The 22,725-nt window shown below is 62.4% G+C and carries 17 protein-coding genes; 7 read left to right on the top strand and 10 right to left on the bottom strand.

Annotated features, from left to right (window positions below; all coding sequences use genetic code 11):
• Nucleotides 1-36: 36 nt before the first annotated feature.
• From GRI42_RS03210 to GRI42_RS03225, 4 genes are all read right to left on the bottom strand, one after another.
• Nucleotides 37-1,530 carry an MFS transporter gene (locus GRI42_RS03210; RefSeq protein WP_160606865.1) on the bottom strand — a complete coding sequence of 498 codons (1,494 nt, stop codon included), beginning with the start codon at nt 1,528-1,530 and terminating at the stop codon, nt 37-39.
• 25 nt (nt 1,531-1,555) lie between these two features.
• A complete protein-coding gene (locus tag GRI42_RS03215; RefSeq protein ID WP_407692149.1) occupies nt 1,556-2,422 on the bottom strand; it encodes an alpha/beta fold hydrolase in 867 nt (288 codons plus the stop codon).
• Nucleotides 2,423-2,453: 31 nt separating this feature from the next.
• Nucleotides 2,454-4,142 (bottom strand): PHA/PHB synthase family protein, encoded by a 1,689-nt coding sequence (locus tag GRI42_RS03220; protein ID WP_160606867.1) that lies wholly within the window; start codon nt 4,140-4,142, stop codon nt 2,454-2,456.
• Between the two features lie 77 nt (nt 4,143-4,219).
• A complete protein-coding gene (locus GRI42_RS03225) occupies nt 4,220-5,527 on the bottom strand; it encodes an FAD-dependent oxidoreductase (protein WP_160606869.1) in 1,308 nt (435 codons plus the stop codon).
• 182 nt (nt 5,528-5,709) lie between these two features.
• On the opposite strand from GRI42_RS03225, the gene GRI42_RS03230 reads away from it, so the two are divergent.
• The 6 genes from GRI42_RS03230 to GRI42_RS03255 all read left to right on the top strand — a co-directional run bounded on the left by GRI42_RS03230 (nt 5,710) and on the right by GRI42_RS03255 (nt 14,888).
• On the top strand, nt 5,710-7,938 hold the full coding sequence (locus tag GRI42_RS03230) for an EAL domain-containing protein (protein WP_234033809.1): 2,229 nt from the start codon (nt 5,710-5,712) through the stop codon (nt 7,936-7,938).
• 92 nt (nt 7,939-8,030) lie between these two features.
• Nucleotides 8,031-10,217: a sensor domain-containing protein gene (locus tag GRI42_RS03235; RefSeq protein WP_160606871.1), complete on the top strand. Its 2,187-nt coding sequence runs from the start codon at nt 8,031-8,033 to the stop codon at nt 10,215-10,217.
• A gap of 64 nt (nt 10,218-10,281) precedes the next feature.
• Entirely contained in the window at nt 10,282-12,099 is a 1,818-nt protein-coding gene (gene lepA / locus GRI42_RS03240; protein ID WP_160606873.1) for a translation elongation factor 4, read from the top strand.
• Between the two features lie 239 nt (nt 12,100-12,338).
• The gene (locus GRI42_RS03245; protein WP_160606875.1) at nt 12,339-13,478 is read left to right on the top strand and encodes a helix-turn-helix domain-containing protein; all 1,140 of its coding nucleotides are present in this window, start codon (nt 12,339-12,341) and stop codon (nt 13,476-13,478) included.
• A complete protein-coding gene (locus GRI42_RS03250) occupies nt 13,478-13,945 on the top strand; it encodes a PIN domain-containing protein (protein ID WP_160606877.1) in 468 nt (155 codons plus the stop codon). Before GRI42_RS03245 ends, GRI42_RS03250 begins: the two co-directional genes overlap by 1 nt.
• A gap of 46 nt (nt 13,946-13,991) precedes the next feature.
• On the top strand, nt 13,992-14,888 hold the full coding sequence (locus GRI42_RS03255) for an HNH endonuclease (protein WP_160606880.1): 897 nt from the start codon (nt 13,992-13,994) through the stop codon (nt 14,886-14,888).
• 207 nt (nt 14,889-15,095) lie between these two features.
• Here the strand turns inward: GRI42_RS03255 and GRI42_RS03260 are convergent, their stop codons facing one another.
• The 6 genes from GRI42_RS03260 to GRI42_RS03285 all read right to left on the bottom strand — a co-directional run bounded on the left by GRI42_RS03260 (nt 15,096) and on the right by GRI42_RS03285 (nt 21,387).
• Entirely contained in the window at nt 15,096-15,398 is a 303-nt protein-coding gene (locus GRI42_RS03260) for a hypothetical protein (RefSeq protein WP_160606882.1), read from the bottom strand.
• Nucleotides 15,399-15,443: 45 nt separating this feature from the next.
• Nucleotides 15,444-15,920 (bottom strand): hypothetical protein, encoded by a 477-nt coding sequence (locus tag GRI42_RS03265; RefSeq protein ID WP_160606884.1) that lies wholly within the window; start codon nt 15,918-15,920, stop codon nt 15,444-15,446.
• Nucleotides 15,921-15,956: 36 nt separating this feature from the next.
• On the bottom strand, nt 15,957-18,497 hold the full coding sequence (locus GRI42_RS03270; RefSeq protein ID WP_160606886.1) for an HWE histidine kinase domain-containing protein: 2,541 nt from the start codon (nt 18,495-18,497) through the stop codon (nt 15,957-15,959).
• Entirely contained in the window at nt 18,497-19,051 is a 555-nt protein-coding gene (locus GRI42_RS03275; protein ID WP_160606888.1) for a heme oxygenase-like domain-containing protein, read from the bottom strand. The genes GRI42_RS03270 and GRI42_RS03275 overlap by 1 nt, the downstream gene beginning before the upstream one ends.
• A 214-nt stretch (nt 19,052-19,265) precedes the next feature.
• Nucleotides 19,266-20,531 carry a glutamate-5-semialdehyde dehydrogenase gene (locus tag GRI42_RS03280; RefSeq protein WP_160606890.1) on the bottom strand — a complete coding sequence of 422 codons (1,266 nt, stop codon included), beginning with the start codon at nt 20,529-20,531 and terminating at the stop codon, nt 19,266-19,268.
• A 46-nt stretch (nt 20,532-20,577) separates the two neighbouring features.
• Nucleotides 20,578-21,387: a pyrroline-5-carboxylate reductase family protein gene (locus GRI42_RS03285; protein ID WP_325065291.1), complete on the bottom strand. Its 810-nt coding sequence runs from the start codon at nt 21,385-21,387 to the stop codon at nt 20,578-20,580.
• Nucleotides 21,388-21,574: 187 nt separating this feature from the next.
• Here GRI42_RS03285 and proB point away from each other — a divergent pair, with 187 nt between their 5' ends.
• Nucleotides 21,575-22,723, top strand: a complete 1,149-nt coding sequence (gene proB / locus GRI42_RS03290) for a glutamate 5-kinase (RefSeq protein WP_160606894.1) — start codon at nt 21,575-21,577, stop codon at nt 22,721-22,723.
• The last annotated feature ends 2 nt before the right edge of the window (nt 22,724-22,725 follow it).

Below are 22,725 nucleotides of genomic sequence, written 5' to 3' on the forward strand. Positions count from 1 at the left end.
AAGGTTCCACATTGCAACCGATATGTCTAGCGCGCTTTAGAGGGTCCGTTCGGGCATTCGCACGGCGAGCAAAATCCCGAGCCCGATGACGAACAGCAGCGAGATGGCGGCCATGCCGATGCGCTGGTCGCCCGACCACAGGGTGAACTGTTCTACCAGCAGCGGCCCCATCCAGACTGTGATGGTGCCGGCGATGGCATAGAGCCCGAAAAATTCGCCGCTGCGCCCGGGCGGGGCAAGGGTGACGAGCATGGTCCGGCTGGACGAAATGCTGGCAGTGGCGGTCACGGCAATGACGCTGATCGAGCAGAGATAGACGAGGTCCGAAAGCGTCGGGAAGACGACACCGTCCCAAACCGTGAAGTTCGCGACCGTGCCGAACAGCAGGCTGTCCTGCGTGATGCTGAGCTGGAACAGGCCGACCACGATCATCGCGAAGATTTCGAGCGCGAGCGCGCGTTTGACGCCGACTTTCTCCTCCAGCCAGCCGCCGAAAATGCCCCCCGCGAAGGCCCATGCGCTGGCGAAAATCGCGTAGCAGAGCATCTCTAGGAAGTTCCATTCGAGGAACAGCGCGACATAGACCGCACCCAGCGCGAGCAGTGCGGCCATGGCGTCGGCATAGAACATCCGCGCGACGAGGAATTTCAGCAGCTCGCGGTAGGTCGCCGCCTCGCGCACCGTGCGCCAGACACTGCACGCCCCGTCCCGGAATGCGGCTCGCCAGCTTGCGCCGGGAACGCCGGGATCCTTCGCATGGAGGAAGAAGTGGATCGAAAACAGCGCCAGCCATACGGCGCAGATCGGGCCTGCGAGCCGGGCGTGTTCGAACTTGGTAAGGTCGAGCCCGAATTGCGGCTCCGCAAAAGGCCAGCCGACCATGGCGGGCAAGACGAACAGCAGGGCGATGGCTGCAAAGATCAGCGTCGCAGCGCCATTGCCGAGGCCTAGGCCAAGGCCGGAAATCATTGCCAGCCTGCGCGGTTCGCCCGACACGCTCAGCATCGCGTTATGGGTGACCTCGGAATAGGTATAGCTGACATAGGCGATCACCAGCAGCGCCATTATCATTCCGACAGGCAGGCCTTCGCCGCCCGGCATGGCAAACCACAGCATTGCCGAACACAGCGTAATCAGGCCGAGGAAAATGGCGAGGATCGGCTTCAACCGCCCGCCGCGATCGAGTGCTGCCCCCAGAAACGGAGCCGTCAACGCGGCAATCAGGCCGGCCCATTTGGTAACCGATGCGATCGTCGCCTGACCCTGCGCATTGGCAGCGGCGCGGGCCTCGTCAGGGGGAAGGCCATCCAACGCACCGCTTTCCAGCAGGTCCGCCCCGATGATGTCGCGCGCGAAATAAGGCGCGAAAATGTAGATGACGATCAGGATGTAATAGGGATTGCGAGCCCATTCGAAGCTGGCCCACGCAAGGCCGGTTTTGCCGAGTGCGCCGCCTTCACCGGTCGAGTGGCGGACCGGCTGGCTGGCCAGAGGATTGGCGGCAACTGCGGGATCGGTGGCTATCGTCATTCCCCTCCCGACCCCGCTGCCCCGTTCAGGCGGCGCGGCCCAGTTCTTCGCTGGTGTCCGGTGCGTCCAGGAAGTCGCGCAGCGCTTCCACGCTTTCGTCGGCATGGGTCAGCAGGAAGAGGTGTCCGCCGCCCTTCAGCACCTTGAGCTGTGAATTGCGGATCGCCGACGCCAGGATCCTGCCGTTGATCAACGGGACGATCTGGTCGTCGTCGCCCATCATGATCAGCACTTCCTTGCTGAGGAAGGGCAGGGCGGGCAGGCTGGTCCAGCCGAGCATGGCGAGCAGCTGGTAGAGATAGCCACGCGGCGACGGCGGCTTGAGGCGGCCGATGTGGCTGTCCTTCTGGTGTGCCGCACCGTCACGGTCCACGCCGCCGTAAAGCGTGGCGAAGTGTTCGTTCATGAACTCGGGATCGATGTAGCGGCGCGGGTCCGCCATCTTGGACAGCGCCGCCGGATTGCCAGGCACCATCAGCATGCCCGGCGTGGTCGCGGCCAGCACGAGCCTGCGGGTGCGCTTGGGATGCTGGAGTGCGAAATGCTGCGCCATCGCGCCGCCCCAGGACACGCCCATCACGTCGCACAGCTCTACGCCGAGGTGGTCTAGGACCTGCGAGGCAGTCCAGCACATCGTGAAGGGGTTGTAGGGCATGACCGGGTCGGGGCTTTCGCCGGTACCGGGCATGTCGAACATGACGAAGCCGCGCTCGGTCAGCATTTCGGCAAGCGGGGCGACAGCCTCGATATTGGCGCCGATGCCGTTAAAGAACAGGATCGGCGGATGGTTTGATTTCTCGCCCAGTCGCCAGTGCGCAACGCGCAACGACCTGCCGCCTGCTTCGATCATCTCGACCGTCGCGGTCAGGCTTCCCTTGTTCGATGCGCTCACGTGTGTGTCCTGCAACCTGCCGACGGAAATGTCAGCACGCCTCCATAACGTAGAGACCGGGGGCGGGGTCCAGCGGTTCGTATTCCTTGTTCCCCAGTTTCGCGGGCGCTTTCTTCTGCTTGCCGGCGCGGGCCTGCACCCATTCCATCCAGTATGGCCACCAAGACCCTGAAACTTCTTCGGTTCCCTTCAACCACTCGTCCGCAGTGTCGGGCAGCTTCTTTTTCGGGTCCTTCTGCACATAATAGCGTGCCTTGGGGTTTCCGGGCGGGTTGAGAATCGCCTGCATGTGGCCCGAGTGCGACAGAACATAGGTAATGTCCTTCGAGCCGAAGAGCTGCGTCGAACGGTAAGTGGCTTTCCACGGGGTGATGTGGTCGGTCACGCCGCCGAGGATGAACAGGTCGCTCGTCACCTTCGACAAATCGACCTTGTGGCCGACCATTTCCACCTCGCCCTTCCTGGTGAAGGCCAGCGTTTCGAAGGCGTGCAGGAAATCACCCATCAGGGCGGCCGAGAGGTTGGTCGCATCGGCATTCCAGAACAGCACGTCGAATGCGGGCGGGTCCTGGCCAAGCAGGTAGTTGTTGATCACGTAGTTCCAGATCAGGTCGTTCGGGCGCAACCAGGCGAAGCCGCGCGAGAGGTCGTCACCCTTGATGACGCCCTTCTTGGCCGCGCGGCGCTTGGCAAGCGCGAGGCCGTTTTCGCTGACGAGAGAACCTGCCTCGATATCGTTCTGCTTGGGGTGCAGCACGCAGACCATGAGCGTGAGCGCGCCGAGCAGATCGTCCTTGTCCGAGGCCATCTTGCTGGCGAGCATCGAGGCGGTCTGGCCGCCCGAGCAGCCTGCGGATACGTTGACCTTCTTCGAGCCGGTGATCTTGCTGACCGCTTCCATCGCCTCGCGGCAGGAACGGACGTAGTCGGTCATGTCCCAGTGGCCCTGTTCCTTGCTGGGGTTCTTCCAGCTGATCACGAAGGTCTGGATTCCGTTGTCGAGCTGGTACTTCACCACCGATTTTTCGGGCGACAGATCGTTGATGTACATCTTGTTGATCTGCGGCGGGATGGTGAGCTGCGGGATCTCGTAGACCTCGTCCGTGGTCGGGGCATATTGCACCAGTTCCATCATCTCGGTGCGCAGGACGACCGAGCCCTTCGATGTCGCGATATTCTCGCCCAGCTTGAACGGCTTCTTGTCGACTTGGCTTACCATTCCCTTGTTATGGACCATGTCGTCATAGGCGTTCTTGAGGCCCTTGATCAGGCTGAGACCGCCGCTGGTGATAGCCATCTTCTGGGCCGTCGGGTTACCGACCAGCGTATTGGTCGGGGCAAGCCCGTCGATGATGATATTCGAGATGAAGCGAGCGCGATCCTTCTCGAGCTCGTCGAGCTCAAGGTCCTCGAGCCATTTCGACGCGCCCTTCTGGACGGCGAGGTAGTACTGCATGCCGGCGCGCATGAAGGGGTTGTATTGCCAGGCCGGGTCCTGGAAACGCTTGTCTTTCGGATCGGGTGCAAGATCGCTCTGGCCGGTCATGATCTTGACCATGTCCTGGCCCATGTCCTGGCCGTGTTTCATCAGCCGCTGGGGATCCGATGCCGTTTCGCGCAGCATGACGGCAACCGCTCCGAAGATATCCTCGCGTGTAAGGCCGATAAGCGGGCCAAGAGCGCTGGTGGACTGGGCGGCTTCGTCTTCAAGCTGTGCCATGGGTATTCCGGGTCCCTTTCGTTCGTTCTTATGTCTGTATCACTAAGCCAACACGTGCCGCTGCGCCAGCGTTCCGATTACCCGCGTGCTGCAATCATGTCGGCGATATCGACGAATTTTTCGCGCGGGGCGCCCTCGCGCGCTGCGGCAGCTTCGGCTTCCTCGATCTTTTGCCAGTCGCGGAACGTCACGATATCGAGCCCACGAGCCGCTGCCAGTTCGTCGAACCCCTCGCGCCCGCGCTTGCGACTGCCCTGTCCGATGTCCTCTGCCACGAGGTCGATGACGCCATATCCGTCGGGCCGGTTGGTGCCGATGGTGCCGGTAGGTCCGCGCTTGGCCCAGCCGACGCAGTAAAGGCCGGGAAGGATGCGGCCGTCGTCATTGGCGAACTTGCCCTGCCTTTCATCGAACGGGACACCTTCGATCGAAGAACTGCGATAGCCGATGCAGCTGATGACCAGGTCGGCGGGCACGCGGTACGTCTCGCCGGTGCCAAAGGCGCGCCCTTTTTCGATTACCGTCTTCTCGACCTCGACCGCGCTGACCTTGCCGTCCTTGCCCTCGAAACTTACGGGGTTGGCGAAGAAATCGAACTCGATCCCGATCGGCGTCTCGCCGTGGATGCTGGCCGGGATTGCCGCGAAATCGCGTAGCAGCGTGACCGATTTGCGCAGGCCAGGCTCAAGGATGAGATCGTCGTCCACCGGCGGCATGTCTTCGGGGTCCACCATCGGGCTGGCCCGTTCGAGATGCATGAGCTCGCCCAATTCCTTGGGCGTCATCATGATCTGGTGGGGGCCGCGCCGGCCAAGGATCGTCACCGTTTCGAGCTGCGAGCCCCGCAGCGCGGAAAGTGCGTGTTCGACGATGTCCGATCCGGCCATCTCGCCTTCCGTCTTGGACAGGATGCGGGCGACGTCGAGCGCGACATTGCCCATGCCGATGACAACCGCGTGCTTGCCGGAAAAATCGGGATCGAGCGCAGCGAAATCGGGATGTCCGTTGTACCATCCGACGAAGGCCGCGCTGCCGAAGATGTTGCCGAGATCTTCGCCTTCGAGCCCCAGCTGGCGGTCATGCGGCGCGCCGGTGGCAAAGATCACCGCATCATAGAGGTCCTGCAGCTCCGGCACGGTCACGTCGGTGCCCACGGTCACATTGCCGACAAAGCGCACATTTTCCGTGAGCGCTGTCTTTTCGTAGCGCCTCGCCACCGCCTTGATCGACTGGTGGTCGGGAGCGACGCCCGTGCGGATCAGGCCGTAAGGTACCGGGAGCTTGTCGAAAACGTCGATACGGGCATCATCGCCCCACTTTTTCCCTGCCGCTTCTGCGGCGTAATAGCCTGACGGACCTGAGCCGATAATGGCAATGTGACGCATCTGCGGTCCTCTCCCCCGCTGAATGAAAAGCGACAATGCCTTCGGACGCGGCACTGTGCAAGCATGCGCCAAGCCGCGCTCACAGGTCGGTTCGATGGTTATGCATTGGGTAAGTATTTTCCACTAGGAAACGCGCAACGCCCGGCCTGGATCGGGAAACGGGATTGCAATCGGATATTGGAATGAGCGGATTTTTCTCGAAACGGTCGAAAGCCAAGGCGGGGGCATCGGGCAAAGGCGGCAAGGTCGCAGCTGCCAACGATGCCGAGGAGCCCCATATGCTCTCGCGCCTCGAACTGCTCGAAAGTTTCGAGAACGCCGGACTGGGCTGGTTCTGGGCCAGCGACAGCGAAGGCCGCCTGATCTACCTCTCGCCTGCCGCACTCAAGGAACTGGGTGTTTCGGAAGCCGATGTGGTGGGCGCACCGTTGGCGGAATTCTTCCTGCAGGACGAAGAGAGCACGCGCGAAGGACGTCCGTTCAAGTTCGTAATATCGGCGCGAGGCTCCATCTCGCACCACCCGGTCCAGATTGCCGGGGGCGGCAAGGAAAGCGGCCAGTACTGGGAACTGACCGGCGTCCCGCAGTACGATGAAGAGCGCAATTTCCTAGGCTACCGAGGAAGCGCCAAGGATATCACCGCATCCCGCTCGTCACGCCTAGATGCGGAGCGAATGGCCGAGTTCGATTCCCTTACCGGCCTTGCGAACCGGCATCGTATGAACAAGCGGCTGGAGTCGACCCTGAAGGCGTTCCAGGCCTCGCAGCGCAGTTGTGCGTTGCTGATGCTCGACCTCGATCGGTTCAAGCAGGTCAATGACACGCATGGCCACCCGGCTGGCGACGAACTGCTCAAGCAGGTGGCGAACCGCATCGAACGGATCATTGGTAACAAGGGCGAGATCGCGCGCCTCGGCGGTGACGAGTTCCAGATCATGTTGCAGGACATGGACGACCGCGCAGAGCTTGGTGAACTGGCCGACCGCCTGATCAAGATGATCTCGCAGCCGTACCAGATCAACAACACCCGCGTGTCGATCGGTACATCGGTGGGCGTGGCGGTGTCGCCTTTCGATGGCGTTGAGCCCGACGAACTGGTGAAGGCTGCCGACCTCGCGCTCTATGGCGCGAAAGCCAAGGGCAAGGGTTGCTATCGGTTCTACAATATCGACATGCGGGACGGCGCGCAGACCCGCAGCCGTATCGAGATGGACCTGCGCGCGGCAATCGAAAACGGCGATCTGCGGATGTATTACCAGCCGATCGTCAAGGCGAAGGATCACACGCTCCACTGCCTGGAAGCGCTGATGCGCTGGGAGCATCCGGAGCGCGGTTTCATCCCGCCGTCGCAGTTCATTCCCGTTGCCGAGGAAATCGGCATGATCACGGAACTCGGTGATTGGGCCCTGCGTGAAGTTTGCCGAGAGGCCGCCGGATGGCCTTTCGAACTGCGGGTTGCCGTCAACGTATCTGCTATCCAGTTCGCAAATGACGACTTCCCGAAGAAGGTGAAGGAAATCCTCTATGAAACCCGCATGCCGGCGGGACGTCTGGAGCTCGAGATCACGGAAAGCGTTTTCGTCGGCGATGCCGACAGGACGCAGACGATGTTCGAGGAACTGAAGCGGATCGGCGTCCGCCTTGCGCTGGATGACTTCGGTACGGGATATTCCTCGCTCAGCTATCTGCAGAAGGCTCCATTCGACAAAATCAAGATCGACCGTGCCTTCGTTCAAGGCGCGACGGAGAAGGGTAACAACAACCCGGCGATCATGTCGGCGATCGTAAATCTGGCGGAATCCCTCGGCATGGAAACCGTGGCAGAGGGGGTCGAAACCAAGGACGAGCTCAATCTCGTCGAGGAACGCGGGGCCAGTCATATCCAGGGCTTCATTTTCTCTACAGCGATCAGCAACGAAGAACTGCACGAGCGCCTTGATAGCCAGGAACTGAAATACGAGGCCCGCGGGCCCGAAAGGTTCCGCGCCGAACGAAAGAGCGTTTATCGCCGTGTCGGCATGATCCACGAGGACCACCGGTATCACGTGGTTATGCGCGACTTGTCCAAGACAGGCGCCCGCGTGGAGGGCCTGCTGAACGTCCCGATCGGTACCCCCGTGGTCCTGGACCTGGGTGGCGGACAGCTGGCGGTTGCAACCGTCCGCCGGTCGGATCAATTCACCCAAGGGCTGGAATTCGAAACACCGCTCATCAGCGACGGCTCCGACGGCCTTTGCACGCGGCATCGTGTCTCGCCCTATGAGATCGCGGCGGCCGCCAACCAGCCGCTCGCAAGCCTTCCGGAAGATCCTTACGCAATACTGATGGCTGAAAATCTGGCCAACGGCACCCGCAAGCAGTTCATGGAAGTCGACATCACCAATCGGTCGCGCCAGAAAAAAGCCGGTTGATCGGGGACATTTACGCTTGGTGTTAGGCTAAAAATAACCATTCCGGCCTAGACCTCGTAAAGAGAGTTCAACGTTTTCGAGGTCGACCCGCCATGGGGGCCATGCCCTTTTCCAACCTGTTTTCCTCGCGCAAGGACGCGGGCGATCTGGTGGGCCAGAGCAATTTCTCTGCCTCCGACAAGGCGCGGATCGTCGACGAAATCGAAGCGAGCGGCGTCCTGGGCTTCTGGGCCACCGACCGCCAGGGCAACATTGCCTATATTTCGCCGGCCATTGCCGTGCGCCTCGGTGCGACGCAGGAATCGCTGATTGGTACGCCGCTTCAGCAGGTTCTCATCCCTATCGAGGGCGAGACCGATGGGCGTTCGCTCGGCCTGAAGCTCAACACCCGAAAATCCTTCGCCAACCTGTCGACACAGGCGCAGGCGCCGGACAATGACGCGGTGCTCAGCCTTTCCGGCCGCGCGCTTTACGACGAGCAGACCGAATTTTCCGGGTTCCGCGGCAGTGTGGTCGACGTAACCGAAGAATTCCGCGCCGAGGAGGAGGCAAACCGCCTGGCCAAGTTCGATTCGCTGACCGGCCTCGCAAATCGGCACCGGATGGAACAGCGCATCGATTCCACGCTGCATGCCTTCTGCGCCGCCAAGCGAACCGCTGCGCTGATGATGCTCGACCTCGACCGGTTCAAGCAGGTCAACGATACGCTCGGCCATGCCGCCGGCGACCAGTTGCTACAGCAGGTCGCGGACCGCCTTCGCAGCGCTGTCGGCAGCCGCGGCGAGATCGGGCGTCTCGGCGGCGACGAATTCCAGGTCCTCATCCCCGACATGGACGACCGCGGCGAGCTGGGCGAAATCGCCAAGAAGATCATTCAGATGCTCTCGCAGCCTTATTCGGTCGAAGAAGGCCGCTGCACCATCGGTTGCTCCGTCGGGGTGGCGATCGCTCCCTATGACGGCGTCAAGCGCGAGGAACTGACTCGTGCGGCAGACCTAGCGCTGTATGCGTCGAAAAACGGCGGACGCGGCCAGTTCCGCTTCTATGCGGCAGACCTCGAACACGAAGCCAATCTGCGCAAGCGTATGGAGGAAGACCTCGCGAGCGCGATCGAGAATGGCAATTTCACTATCGAATACCAGCCTGTGGTCGAGCTGGGCTCGAACAAGGTTATCGGCCTCGAGGCAAAATATTCCTGGGAAGACGAGGATCGCGGCCGCGTCTCGCCCGACACTTTCCTCCCGATTGCGGAAGGCAGCCGCCTGATCGTTCCGATCGGCGAGTGGGCATTGCGCAGGGCCTGCGAGGACGCAGTGAAGTGGCCGGGTGGCCTCCGCCTCTCGCTCAACATCTCGCCGGTTCAGTTCGAAGCCAACGGATTTGTCGAGCTGGTCGGCAAGATACTGGACGAAACGGGCCTCGATCCGTCGCGTCTCGAACTCGAACTCAACGAGTCGGTCCTGCTCGGCGATGCCTCCAAGGTCGACGCTGCCCTCGGTCAGCTGTTCAAGCTGGGCGTGCGGCTGACGCTTGACCAGTTTGGCACGGGCATGTCCTCGCTTGCCTATCTGCGCCGGGCTCCGTTCAATACGCTCAAGATCGGCGCGAAGTTCTTCGAACCGGTATTGGGCAACGATCTCGGCGACATGGACCTCGTGCGTGCTGTGGTGGCTCTCGCCAATGCCATGGGCATGGAAACGGCCGCATCTGGCGTGCACGCCCTGCCGCTGATGGAAGAGCTGCACCATCTCGGCGTGATCCAGGTTCAGGGGTTCGTATTCTCCGACGCCATCGGTCACGACGCCGTCATGCAGGAAATCACGAGCGGGGAGTGGGTGCTCAAGCCTACCGACCAAGGAAGCCAGCGCGCCAATCGCCGCACCGTTTTCCGCCGCATCGGCCTGATCCACGAAGACCACTATTACGACGTGACGCTGCGCAACCTGTCGCGCACGGGGGCCATGATCGAAGGGCTCGAAGACGTGCCAGTGGGTACGATGTTCGTGCTCGATTTCGGTGGCGGCCAGCTGGCTGTATGCACCGTGCGCCGGACGATGGGGGACACGCAGGGTCTCGAATTCGAGCAGGAACTGGTCGACGACGGGGCGGGCGGTCTTTGCACCCGGCACCGTGTCAGCCCCTACGAACTTGCTGTTGCCGGCGCGCCCTTGCAGGCCCTTCCGGCCGGCAAGCATGCGATGGCAGACCAGGCGCCGGCCAATGCCGGTTTCGCCAAGTTCAAGCTCTCGCCCAACGCGCCCAGCCAGAACCAGAACTGAGCGTATTGCGGCGCTCTAATTCCGGCTGACAGCGCAGTTTTGCGCCGCTAAAGGCGCTGGCGTAATGACTGACCTTTCCAAGATCCGCAATTTCTCGATCATCGCTCATATCGATCACGGCAAGTCGACGCTCGCCGACCGGCTGATCCAGTTCACGGGCGGCCTGACCGACCGCGAGATGTCCGAGCAAGTCCTTGATAACATGGACATCGAGAAGGAGCGCGGCATCACCATCAAGGCGCAGACCGTGCGCCTCAACTACACCGCCAAGGATGGCGAGACCTATGAGCTCAACCTCATGGACACGCCCGGCCACGTCGACTTCGCCTACGAGGTCTCGCGCTCCCTGGCCGCGTGCGAAGGCGCGCTGCTGGTGGTCGACGCCGCGCAGGGCGTGGAAGCCCAGACCCTCGCCAACGTCTACCAATCGATCGAGCACGATCACGAGATCGTCCCCGTCATCAACAAGATCGACCTGCCCGCCGCCGAACCCGACAAGGTCCGCGCCGAGATCGAGGACATCATCGGCCTCGACGCATCGGACGCCGTCCTCACATCGGCCAAGTCCGGCATCGGCATCGAGGATACGCTGGAGGCCCTCGTCGCCCGCATCCCGCCGCCGCAGGGCGACCGCGACGCGCCGCTCAAGGCCATGCTGGTCGACTCATGGTACGATCCCTACCTCGGCGTGGTCATCCTCGTGCGCGTGATGGACGGGGTGATCAGGAAGGGCCTCAACATCAAGTTCATGCAGGGCGGCACGCAGCACCTGATCGACCGTGTCGGCTGCTTCACCCCCAAGCGCACCGACCTGCCCGAACTCGGGCCGGGCGAGATCGGCTTCATCACCGCGCAGATCAAGGAAGTCGAACAGGCCCGCGTCGGCGACACCATCACCACGGTGAAGGGCGGGGCGGACAAGGCGCTGCCCGGCTACAAGGAAGTGCAGCCGGTGGTCTTCTGCGGCCTCTTCCCGGTCGACGCGGCCGAGTTCGAGAAGCTGCGCGAAAGCATCGGCAAGCTGCGCCTCAACGACGCCAGCTTCAGCTACGAGATGGAAAGCAGCGCCGCGCTGGGCTTCGGCTTTCGCGCCGGCTTTCTCGGCCTTCTGCACCTGGAGATCATCCAGGAACGCCTCAGCCGCGAATACGACCTCGACCTCATCACCACGGCCCCGTCCGTGGTCTACCGCGTGCACCTCGCCCATACCAAGACCGAGGATGCCAAGGTCATCGACATCCACAACCCTGCCGACTGGCCGGATGTGAACCGGATCGACATGGTGGAGGAACCGTGGATCAAGGCGACGATCTACACGCCCGACGACTATCTCGGCGCGATCCTGAAGCTGTGCCAGGACCGCCGAGGCATCCAGACCGACCTGACCTATGTCGGCGGCCGCGCGCAGGTGACCTACGAGCTGCCGCTGAACGAGGTGGTGTTCGATTTCTACGACCGCCTGAAGTCGATCAGCCGCGGCTATGCCAGCTTCGACTACGAACAGATCGGCCTGCGCGAAGGCGACCTCGTGAAGATGAACATCCTCGTCAACAACGAGCCGGTCGACGCGCTATCGCTGATCGTCCACCGCGCCGTGGCGGAAGAACGCGGCCGCGGCATGTGCGAGCGGCTGAAGGACCTCATCCCGCGCCACCTGTTCAAGATCCCGATCCAGGCCGCGATCGGCGGCAAGATCATCGCCCGCGAAACCATCGCCGCCCTGCGCAAGGACGTCACCGCCAAATGCTACGGCGGCGACATCACGCGCAAGAAGAAGCTGCTGGAGAAGCAGAAGAAGGGCAAGGCCCGGATGCGCGAGTACGGGAACGTGAGCATTCCGCAGGAGGCGTTTATCGCGGCGCTGCGGATGGGGGAGGAGTAGCGAGCGAAGGCGCCTAACGCCGGAGCTTGGCTAGCCAAGGGACAAGTTAGAAGCCGGTGCGCGTCAGCGCATCGCGAGCTTCGGCCAGCGGGTGCGCCTGCGCAACCCGACTGACGTCACGTGACGCATGGAGCGATTGCGCCAGCAATCGCGGAACGGCGCGTGGCGGACCTTTTCGAACAGCTTTGCAGCATTCGGCGCTAGGAAAACTGAGCGCTTTCAGTCTAACACGATGAGTAATGGCCGAGCAGCTTCCAATAAATCCACTTCTCTTGGTTTGGGCACGTGAGCGCGCAGGATTAAGTGCTGAGGAAGCCGCGCAAAAGTTCCGACGCTGGGCGGACTGGGAGGCGGGCAACGCGTTCCCGACTTACCCGCAGCTCGAGCAGCTCTCCGATGCATTTAAGGTCCCCATCGCGGTGTTCTTCTTTCCGGAGCCACCCGAGGTCCCATCGATCAACGAGACCTTTCGAACTCTGCCAGAAGAGACCCTCGACGAACTGCCCAGCCGTTTGCGCATTCTCCTGCGCAAAGCAAAGGCCATGCAGCTTAACCTCGCGGACCTGACTGACGGAAGGAATCCGGCAGAGCGTATGATCACTCGCGACCTAACGTTCCCCGCGAACGTAGACATCGCGGAGATGGCGGCGGTGGTGCGTGATTACCTCGGCGTGACGTTGGAAGACCAGATGAGCTGGCGCTCGACCGAGGATGCTCTGAAGGGTTGGCGAACCGCGCTCCTTGATGTGGGGGTTTTTGTATTCAAGGACGCGTTCCGCCTTGAAAACTTTTCAGGGTTCTGCCTCTTCGACGAGGAGTTCCCAATCATCTACGTCAACAATAGCGTCACCAAGACGAGACAGATTTTCACGTACTTTCATGAGCTAGCGCATCTCATCTTCCACACGAGCGGAATCGATACGGCACGGGATGGCTACATCGCGCGGCTAGTCGGCGACGCGCGTCAGATTGAGATTGCGTGTAACAGTTTCGCTGGTCAGTTCCTCGTTCCCGAACACGCGTTCGAAGACGCCATGGTGGGGCGGGATGCGAGCGAAGCGACCGCAGAGATCCTCGCGTCCCGCTTCAATGTCAGCCGAGAGGTGATTTTTCGTCGCCTGCTAGACCGTGGCAGGGTGAGTGAAGGAGAATACGAAGCTGCGGTCCAACGTTGGAATGCGCAGCGAAACGTTGACCGCGCCCCGGGCGGAAATCCCTATTGGACCGCGCTTGCCTATCTCGGGCGTGAGTACGTCGCCCTTGCCTTGGCCCAATACCACCGCAATCGAATTGACCAAACGCAGCTCGCCGAGTTCCTTAATACAAAGCCGCGATACGTCGGCACGCTCGAAGAATACTACAGCAGGGGTACCGCCTGATGTACGTATTCGACACGTCTCCGCTGTCCACGCTCTTCCGAAACTATTACCGGAGCAGGTTTCCGAGCCTTTGGGATCGTTTCGACGGTCTCGTGGCCGAGAACCGGATCGTGTCTACGCGCGAGTGCAAGCACGAATGTAACGACGGGCCGGTGGAGGCGCTGCGGGCATGGACGGAGGAACAAGATGCATTCTTCCACACGCCGGGCGCAGCGGAGGGCACGTATGTCGGCCTGATTTACTCGGTCCCGCACTTTCAACAGAACATTGAGCAGAGGAAGCTATTGAAAGGTGGACGGAACGCAGACCCCTTTGTGATCGCCAAAGCAGGGACGGACGGCCGCACTGTGGTCACTATGGAAGAGTTCAAGCCCAACGGCGCGAAAATTCCGAACATTTGCGCTTACTTCGGGGTCGAATGCGTGTCTCTGGAACAGTTCATGGAGCGAGAGGGCTGGGAGTTTTGATGCTTTGCGGGTTTCAAAGCTGTTTGGCTGATAGCGGCGCTTGCACATGACCTTCGGCGTTTTCATGCACAAGGATGGGTCGATCTACGACGACATTCCCGAGGTGCATTACCAGTTTCCGAAAAGCTATCTCAGCCGCGCCGAGCAGATGGTCGGCGACTGGATTGTCTACCGAGAGCCCGTCAAGATTCCGAACTCAAAGGGCTTCTTCGCAGTGGCGAAGGTCGAGGAAATCATACCTGACCCGTCGGAGCCTGACCGCTATCGCGCGATCATCGAGAAAGGTAGCTATCTGCCGTTCGAGCCGACCGTCCCGCATATTGTGAATGGCGAACAGGTTGAGCGCGGTGTTCTCAATGAGGAAGGCAAAGTATCTGGTCGCGCCCAAGCTGCGGTCCGTCCGCTTGCACATTCCGACTTCGCGCGCATCATATCGCTCGGCCTGCCGGATGAGGACTTTTTGCCTCGCAGCGATGAGGAAGTTGTCGAGGACAACCGTGTCCGCGAGCATCAGACCCCGTTCGAAATCGAGCGGCCCATTGTCCAGTCACTCGTCTCCAAGCCATTTCGCGACCGTGCTTTCCGCCGCGCCGTGATGCACGCCTATGATGGCCGCTGCGCGGTGACGGGCTGGAAGCTGGTCAATGGTGGCGGTCGCTTGGAAGCGCAGGCAGCGCATATCCGCCCCGTGGAACACGGCGGGCCTGACAGCGTGCGGAATGGCCTCGCGCTGTCCGGCACAGCGCATTGGATGTTCGACCGAGGGTTGATTGGGTTCAGGGATGATCTGGAGATCATCGTGCACCGCAAGGTCAACGACCGCGAGGGTGTCGAGGCGATCATCAATTCGACTGGGAAGCTCAAGGCTCCTGCGATCGAATCCTACAGACCGCACCCCAAGTTTTTGTCTTGGCATCGTGAGTATCACGGCTTCGACGCGTAGCCTCAGCGCAGCTACGCGAAGTCATTTCAAAATTCAGGTTCCTTGTTTGCGCCCTCAAACGCCGGGCGGGGCGCATCCGCGCCCCTTGGCTTCCTCGCATAAGCTCGGGCGGCCGGTCGGCCTTGCGGTCCGCTTTGCAGGTGGCCTTTGGCCGTCTGCGCCTTCGGCTTCGACTCCGCGGACCGGAGCAGCGCGAACCGTGAAGGGCTAATCCCACCCCTCATCCTTGAGCGTCCGCAAGCGCAGGCGGTTTTCCTCTTCCTCGGCTTCCATTTCCGCGACCTCGTCGTCCCACCACTCGGGTAGCTGGACCTCGCCGTCCTCGTGCGTCCGGCGGGCGTGGTTGGGGTTGTACATTTCGTGCTCGGGATCGCGCCGGGGGTTGTAGCCTTCGGCGCGGTCGGCGGCGATCGCGGCTTCCAGTGCCTCTCGCGCGGCGCGCACGCGGGGGCTTTCGATGGCTTCCTCCCGCGCGCGGATCGCGTCGATCTTGGCATTGATCGATTCCATCGTCACCGCCTCCTGCCTCAGCTGCTCGGCGGCGCGTTCGGCCTCTCATTCCTTGCGCCATTGGTTGCGCAGGCGGGTCAGCTCCATCTTGTCGATCGCGTTCGCGCCGCCCTGGCGCAGGGCGCTGCGGCCATCGGCAAAGCGGTCGGGAGAGCGGTTCCTCAGCATGAACATGAGCAGGCGGTCGTTATGCGAAATGCGCGTGCCGACGAGCTTGCCGTAGGAGTACACGGGCACCTCCACCCCGTTCAGGGCGCGGTCCATGGCGACGTCCTCGATCCGGCGCATGCCGAAATCGAGCGCGGCTTCCCAGGCGGCGGCGAATTCCTCCGCCCCCGGCTGGCGGCGCAGATGGTAGGCGCCATGCGTGCTGCGCCCCACCGCGCGGCAGGCCGAGGTGACGGAGCCGGTATCGGCCAGCGCCTCGATAAAGGCGCGCTGGACTTCGGGCTTCCATCCGTTGCTGCGGTCCTTCAGGCGCGGGACGGGGGCGAAGGCGGGGAGGAATTTGGGCGTGCTCATCCGAAAGGATGGAGCAGAAAAGCGCAGAGTAGGAAACTAGCCGAGAATGCGGGCGAGCGCGCCTTCGAGAGCGCGCTTGTCATACGGCTTGGTCAGGACGGGGGCGTCGGCGAATTGCTCCAGCAGGCCCGATGCCTCGCCATAGCCGGTCGCAAAGGCGAAGGGGATGCCGCGCGCGGCGAGGTCCTGCGCCACCTCGATGCTGGTTTCGGTGCCCAGATTGACGTCGAGCACCGCGTAATCGGGCGATTCTTCCGTCACGAATTCCAGCGCCTGCCGGACGGTGGAGGCGGTGAGCACCTTCTGCGCGCCCAGTTCCAACAGGAAATGTTCGCTATCCATCGCAATGATGAGGTTGTCTTCCACCAGCAGCGCGGTGCCGCCGAAACTGGCAGAGGGCTTTGCGGCCGTGCTCGAGGGGGCAGGGGCGGGCTGGGCCACACGGCTTTCGAAGCCCTTCACATGGCGGTCGGGGATGTAGAATTCCGCCTCCACGCCCTTCAGCGGGAAGGAGATGTCGGCCTTGCCGCCCAGCTCGAAGGGGATCGAGCGTTCGATCACGGTCGAGCCGAAGCCGCGGCGCATGGGCGGCTTGACCACCGGCCCGCCGCGCTCCTTCCAGGTGATGATCACGCCGCCGTCCGGCTGCTTCTCCAGCCCGATCTCGATCGAGCCGCTGGAATCGCTGAGCGCACCGTATTTGGCGGAGTTGGTGGTCAATTCGTGGAACACCAGCGCAAGCGTGGAAAGCGCGTCGGGATGTATGATCGCATCGGTGTCGGGCAGGTGGACGCGGTGTTGCTTGTCGCCGAGATAGGCGGCAACCTCTGTCTCGATCATGCCGGTCAGCGAGGCCGCTTCCCATGTCGCGCTGGTGATAAGGTCATGCGCGCGGGCGAGGGCGTGGATGCGGTCGCCGACGACCTGGGTGAATTCCGATACGGTGGAGGAGTCCGACTTGCCCTGGTCGACCAGCCCCCGGATGAGGTTTAGGATGTTGCGCACGCGGTGGTTCAGTTCCGCGACGAGCAGTTCCTGCTTCTCCTGCGCGCGCTTGCGGTCCGCATTGGCGGCGTCCGACAGGCGCAGCACGACTTCGAGCAAGGTGATGCGGATCGCCTCTGCCACCTGCCGTTCGGCGGCGGTCCATTCCGCGCTGTGGCCGGAGACGGTGTCGGTCCACGCCTCGAAGCTCTTGCGCGGGGTCAGGCGCACGCCATTGGGGCCGACTTCGACCGGCTTTTCCGGATTGCCCGCCCAGGTGACCGTGCGCGCGACTTCCCGGCGGAACAGGATGACGTAGTCGCGCGGGCTGCGTGAAACGGGCAGGGCCATCAGGCCGGCTGCACGCTCGACGAAATCGGCGGCGGGTGGATAGGCGCGCTGGAGGCAGTCGGTCGCGTAGACGCTGCTGGTCTGCGTCGTGTTGAGGAAGCGCACGAGCGCCATGGTTTCCTCGCGTGTGGGCGTTACGCCGAACTGGGAGAATTCCCCGTCGACCCAGCCGATCGCGCCATCGAATTCGATCAGCCGGCGCAGTTCGTCCACGATGACGTCGAAGTCGTCGACGATAGACCCGCCCTCGGCCAGCTTGCGCATCAGGGCATTGTGCGAATCCCGCGCTCTGTCGGCTTCCTCCAAAGCGCTGCGGGAGGTCACCTGCGTGAGCAGGAAGCCGAACATCTGGCCGAACAGGTCGCAGGCGGAACGCGCCGCGTAGTCGAGCTTGCGCGGTGTGTCGTGATGGCAGGCGAACAGGCCCCACAGGCGGTCGCCGTCCATGATGCTGACCGACATGGAGGCTGCCACACCCATGTTGCGCAGATATTCGAGGTGGATCGGGGATACGGCCCGTAGCGTGCTCAGCGACAGGTCCACCGGCTCGCCGGACGTGCCCGTTTCGGGCAGGATCGGGGAGACCCTGTCGTTGACATCGCTGATGATGCGAATGGGCGACCGCTTGTACAGGGCGCGGGCCTGTTTCGGAATGTCGGAGGCGGGATAGCGCAGGCCGAGAAACGGCTCCATGCCCGGGGCGGTTGCCTCGGCGATCACCTCGCCGGAATCGTCGGGCGCGAAGCGGTAGACCATTACCCGGTCGAAGCCGCAAAGCGCCTTCATGAAGCGCGCGGCATTCTTGCACAGTTCGGCGACGTCGCGGCTGGTTTTCAGCCGTTCCACCATGCCGCGGACCTGCGGCAATGCATCCTTGCGCCTGCCGGGTTCCAGCACGGGTTCGAGTTCGACGATGATCGACTGACCCGAACGGTGCACAGCGACATGGAAATGCCGTTCGTCCCCGTCGCGCACCTGCAAATCGTAGCACCTGCCGACGGAATCGGGCGAGGAGAGTGTCTGGATCTCGGTCCTGATTTCGTGGAGCGCCATGTCGGAAAAATAGCTGCGCAGCGGATTACCGACCATGTCCTGCGCGGCGATACCGAGATGCTCTTCGGTATTGGCCGAAGCATGCAGGACCAGCCAGTCGGGCGACAGGGCAATCAGGCAGCCGAAGCTCTGGACATGGCCGAGCTGGTGGATCGGCTCGCGCTCGCAATTTGTGAGATCGACCTCCATCACGCGTTCGCAATGGAGGGGGCAGGCGATAATGCGCGCGCCTCTTCGCCGTAAAGCGCGAAGACCCGCTGCGCATCGTCCGCGATGTCGGCCAATTCGGCGTCCGAATGGCCGGTTTCCAGCTCTTCGCACAATTTGGCCCAGGCTGGTCCCGAGCCTTCGTCGGTGAAGTATCCGCGCACGTCATCGCTCCAGCGGACGGCCTGCCTGTCGAGGCGACGCGAAATTACCCGCGCACCCAGCCGCGAACCCAGCACGACATAGGCGATTGCAAGAGGGTGGAGTGCCGTTGCCTGCCTTGGGGTGTCCGCCCGTTCCGGAAGGTCTAGTGCATCGCGGGACAGGCTCGCAAGTGAACGGAGGCGAGCAATCTCGTCCCGGTATGCCGGATGATCCGAGAGGGCGGGAAGCAACCGATCCATCGCACCGATATGCGCGGTGAGGATCGCGTCCATGCCTTCTCCGGTGGCCATGTCGAAGACGTCGAAAGCCGCTTCCACGGCGGTATGTTTGCCGCGGGTTTCCCGGTTCAGATATTCGCGTCCCGTTGTCACTGCATATGGATCGGACCCGATCCCTCCGTCTTGTCCGGCACGACTAATTCCGTCCGGACACCCCCCATTTTGTCGCGCCGGTACAACGCTGCATTATTACCGCATTGCAATAGCTTAAGACCATCAACTACCAAACCGGAAACTGGTTTCCGCGAGGCGCAAAAAAGACCCGGGGCACGGCCCGGGTCTCTTGCAGAATATTCCGAAACCTCAGTCAGGGCCGCGTCTGGCCGCTGCCGTGTACGAGGTATTTGAAGCTGCACAGCTGTTCGAGGCCGACCGGCCCGCGCGCGTGCATCTTACCGGTGGCGATGCCGATTTCCGCGCCCATGCCGAACTCGCCGCCGTCGGAGAACTGGGTCGAGGCATTGTGCATAACGACCGCACTATCCACGCCGAGCAGGAAGCGGCGGGCCGCCTCGTCATCTTCGGTAAGGATGGCGTCGGTATGATGGCTCGAATGGTCTTCGACCCAGGCGATAGCCTCGTCGAGCCCGTCCACGATTTTTACGGAGGCGATGGGGCCGAGGTATTCGGTGTCCCAGTCTTCTTCGCTGGCAAGAGCGATGCGCGCGTCGATGGCGACAGCTTCCGCATCGCCGCGCAATTCGCAATCAGCTGCCATCGCGTCGGCGAGGGCAGGGACCGCCTTGCCCGCAATGCTGCGGTCGATCACGATGCTTTCGGTCGCGCCGCAAACACCTGTGCGGCGCAGCTTGGCGTTGCGAATGACGTCCACTGCTTTCGTGACGTCGGCGGCTTCATGGATGTAGCTGTGGCAATTGCCGTCGAGGTGCAGCAGCGTGGGTACGCTTGCCTGGTCGCGCACCAATTCGACGAGGCCGCGTCCGCCGCGCGGGATGACGAGGTCGACGAACTTGTCGGCCTTCAATAGCGCGGCCACCGCGGCGCGGTCGGTCGTCTGCACGGTCTGCACCGCATCGCGCGGCAGCCCGGCAGCTTCGAGGCCGGCCTGCATGCATTCGACGATGACGCGCGTGGAATGGCGGCTTTCGCTACCCCCACGCAGGATCACGGCATTGCCGCTCTTGAGGCAGAGCGCGGATGCGTCCGCGCCGACATTCGGGCGACTTTCGTAGATCATGCCGATCACGCCGATGGGCACGGCGACGCGTTCGATCTTCAGGCCATTGGGCCGATCGAACGTGGCGAGCGAGCGGCCCACGGGATCGGGCAGTTCGGCAATTTCCTCCAGCGCCTTTGCCATGCCTTCGATCCGCTCTTCGTCGAGACGAAGGCGGTCGATGAAGCTGTCGGGCTTCTTGCCCGCGACACTGGCGACATCGCGGCCGTTCGCCTCGATCAGTTCGGCACTCGCGCTGCGGAGGGCCTTGGCGGCTTCGCGCAGGGCTGCGTTCTTCGCATCGGTGCTGGCGGATACGAGACCGCGCGCAGCCTTGCGGGCGCGCTGGCCTAGCTCGTGAATATGGATCTGGGGGTCGAGTGCCTGGTCGGTCATGTGGATTCTCTTGTCTGTTCGTGTGCGGGGCGGGTGCTGCCGCTGGTCAGCGCAGCTCGACCGCCCTGTCGTAAGCCGCCTGCAATGTAGCACGCAGGCGATCGGTTAGGCCATCGTCGCCGTTGAGAGCGGCGAGGCCGGCGGCGGTAGTGCCGCCCTTGCTGGTGACGGAATTGCGCAGGTCTTCGAGCGACAGCGCGCCCGGCTCGCTCGCCATGGCGATCGCGCCGCCGATTGTGCCGAGCACCATCTCGCGCGCCTGCTCTTCGGTGAAGCCCTGTTCCATCGCGGCCAGCGCATAGGCGCGGGCGATTTCGAAGACATAGCCCGGGCCCGAACCTGCAACTGCCGTTACGCGGTCGAGCTCGTCCTCGCTGGCAACGGTAACTGTCGTTCCGGCGCGGGCCATGAAGTCCTGCACATGGGCGGTATGCGCCGCGGTAGCGCCTTCGGCGGGGTAGATCCCGCTGACGCCTTGTCCGATGGCTGCGGGCAGGTTCGGCATGACGCGCACTACCGGCGCGCCGTTCATGGCCTGCGAGAGGCGGCCGGCCGAATAGCCTGCCGCGATCGACAGGACGTAGCCGCCGGGCGCGAGGTTTGCGGCATAGGCAGGCATGATGTCGTCGATCATCTGCGGCTTCACCGCGACGACGATGCAATCGAAGCACTCGCCTTCAATTTCGGCACGATCGGACACCAGCCGCGCGCCGCCGGGCACGCTTTCCTGGCCGGGATCGACCACGGTGATCGATTCCGGACCTTTGGCCCATTGACCCAATAGAGCGGATCCCATCTTTCCGCATCCGACCATGAGTACCGTATTAATAATAACCAATTCCTGTTCCAGCGACATTTCGCGATATTGCCAAATAAATAATATTTGAAATTACTTTCTTTACTGCAGCGGGCTGATTGTAAATTCGATTTCTTTCGAGTTTTGTTACCCTAGTTTCGAAATTTTCCAGACCAGCCATTGTGCAGCGCACCATGACTATCTATATAGCTTTCGGATTATTTCAAGGTTGAATCATTTTTCTATTATGGCTTCACGCAAGACACTCGTCGTTAAAATCGGATCCGCGCTGCTGGCAAATCAGGATTTGCTTACCCCCCGCTACGGTTTCCTTCAGCGCCTGATGGAAGATATCGCTGCGCTCAGGGCCGAGGGCTGGAACGTGCTGGTCTGCTCGTCCGGCTCGGTCGCGCTGGGGCTGCGCATTATCGGAGAGACACCGCAAAGCGCGGGCGTGTCGGACAAGCAGGCGGCAGCCGCCTGCGGAATGCCGCTGCTGCTCAACGCCTACAAGCAGGTTGGGCACGAATTCGGTTTCGACATCGCGCAGGTGCTGCTGACGCTCGGCGATTTCGAGGATCACCGGCGCTTCCTCAACACGCGCAATACCGTCCACCGCCTGCTCGAAGCGGGCGTCATGCCGATCGTGAACGAGAACGACACGATCACGACCGAGGAAATCCGCGTCGGTGACAACGACCGCCTTGCCGCCAAGGTCGCCCAGATGGTCGGGGCGAGCGACTTCGTCATCCTGACCGGCGTCGACGGGCTTTATGACCGCAATCCGGACGATCCGGATGCGCGCTTCGTGGAAGAGGTCGAGGACGTGTCGCAATACATGGACGCAACCAAGGGCAAGAGCACGCTCGGCACCGGCGGCATGGCAACCAAGCTGCAAGCCGCGAACATGGCGCAGGAAGCCGGCGTCACGACCTGGATCGCGCAGGGCGAGGTCGACCGGCCGCTGTCACGCGTATTGTCGGGCGAGGGCAGGGCCACGAGGGTCGTGCCCAATCCCGAACCCCTTTCCGGCTGGGACAGCTGGATCGCGAACCGCTTGCAGATGGCAGGCAGCCTCGTCGTTTCGGAACAGGTAGCTAATGAAGTGGCGCAGGGCGGTCGGCCCATCCGCCGGGCGGACGTGGTATCCGCCGACGGCGATTTCACCCGCGGCGACGTGCTTCACGTCTACGACAGCAAGGGTCTGGAGCGCGCGCGCGGCCTGTCCGATTTCACCTCGGAGGAACTACGTGTGATGATCAACAACCCCGATACCGATGCCGAACAGCTGCTCGGTTATCGTACCAAGGGCGAGATCATCCGCGACAACAACCTCGTCGCGCTCGATACGCGGCACCTGCTGTGGGACGCGCCCGCAGCGCTCAGCGAAGGCTAAGC

The sequence above is a fragment of the Qipengyuania gaetbuli genome (assembly GCF_009827315.1).
Lineage (GTDB): Bacteria > Pseudomonadota > Alphaproteobacteria > Sphingomonadales > Sphingomonadaceae > Qipengyuania > Qipengyuania gaetbuli.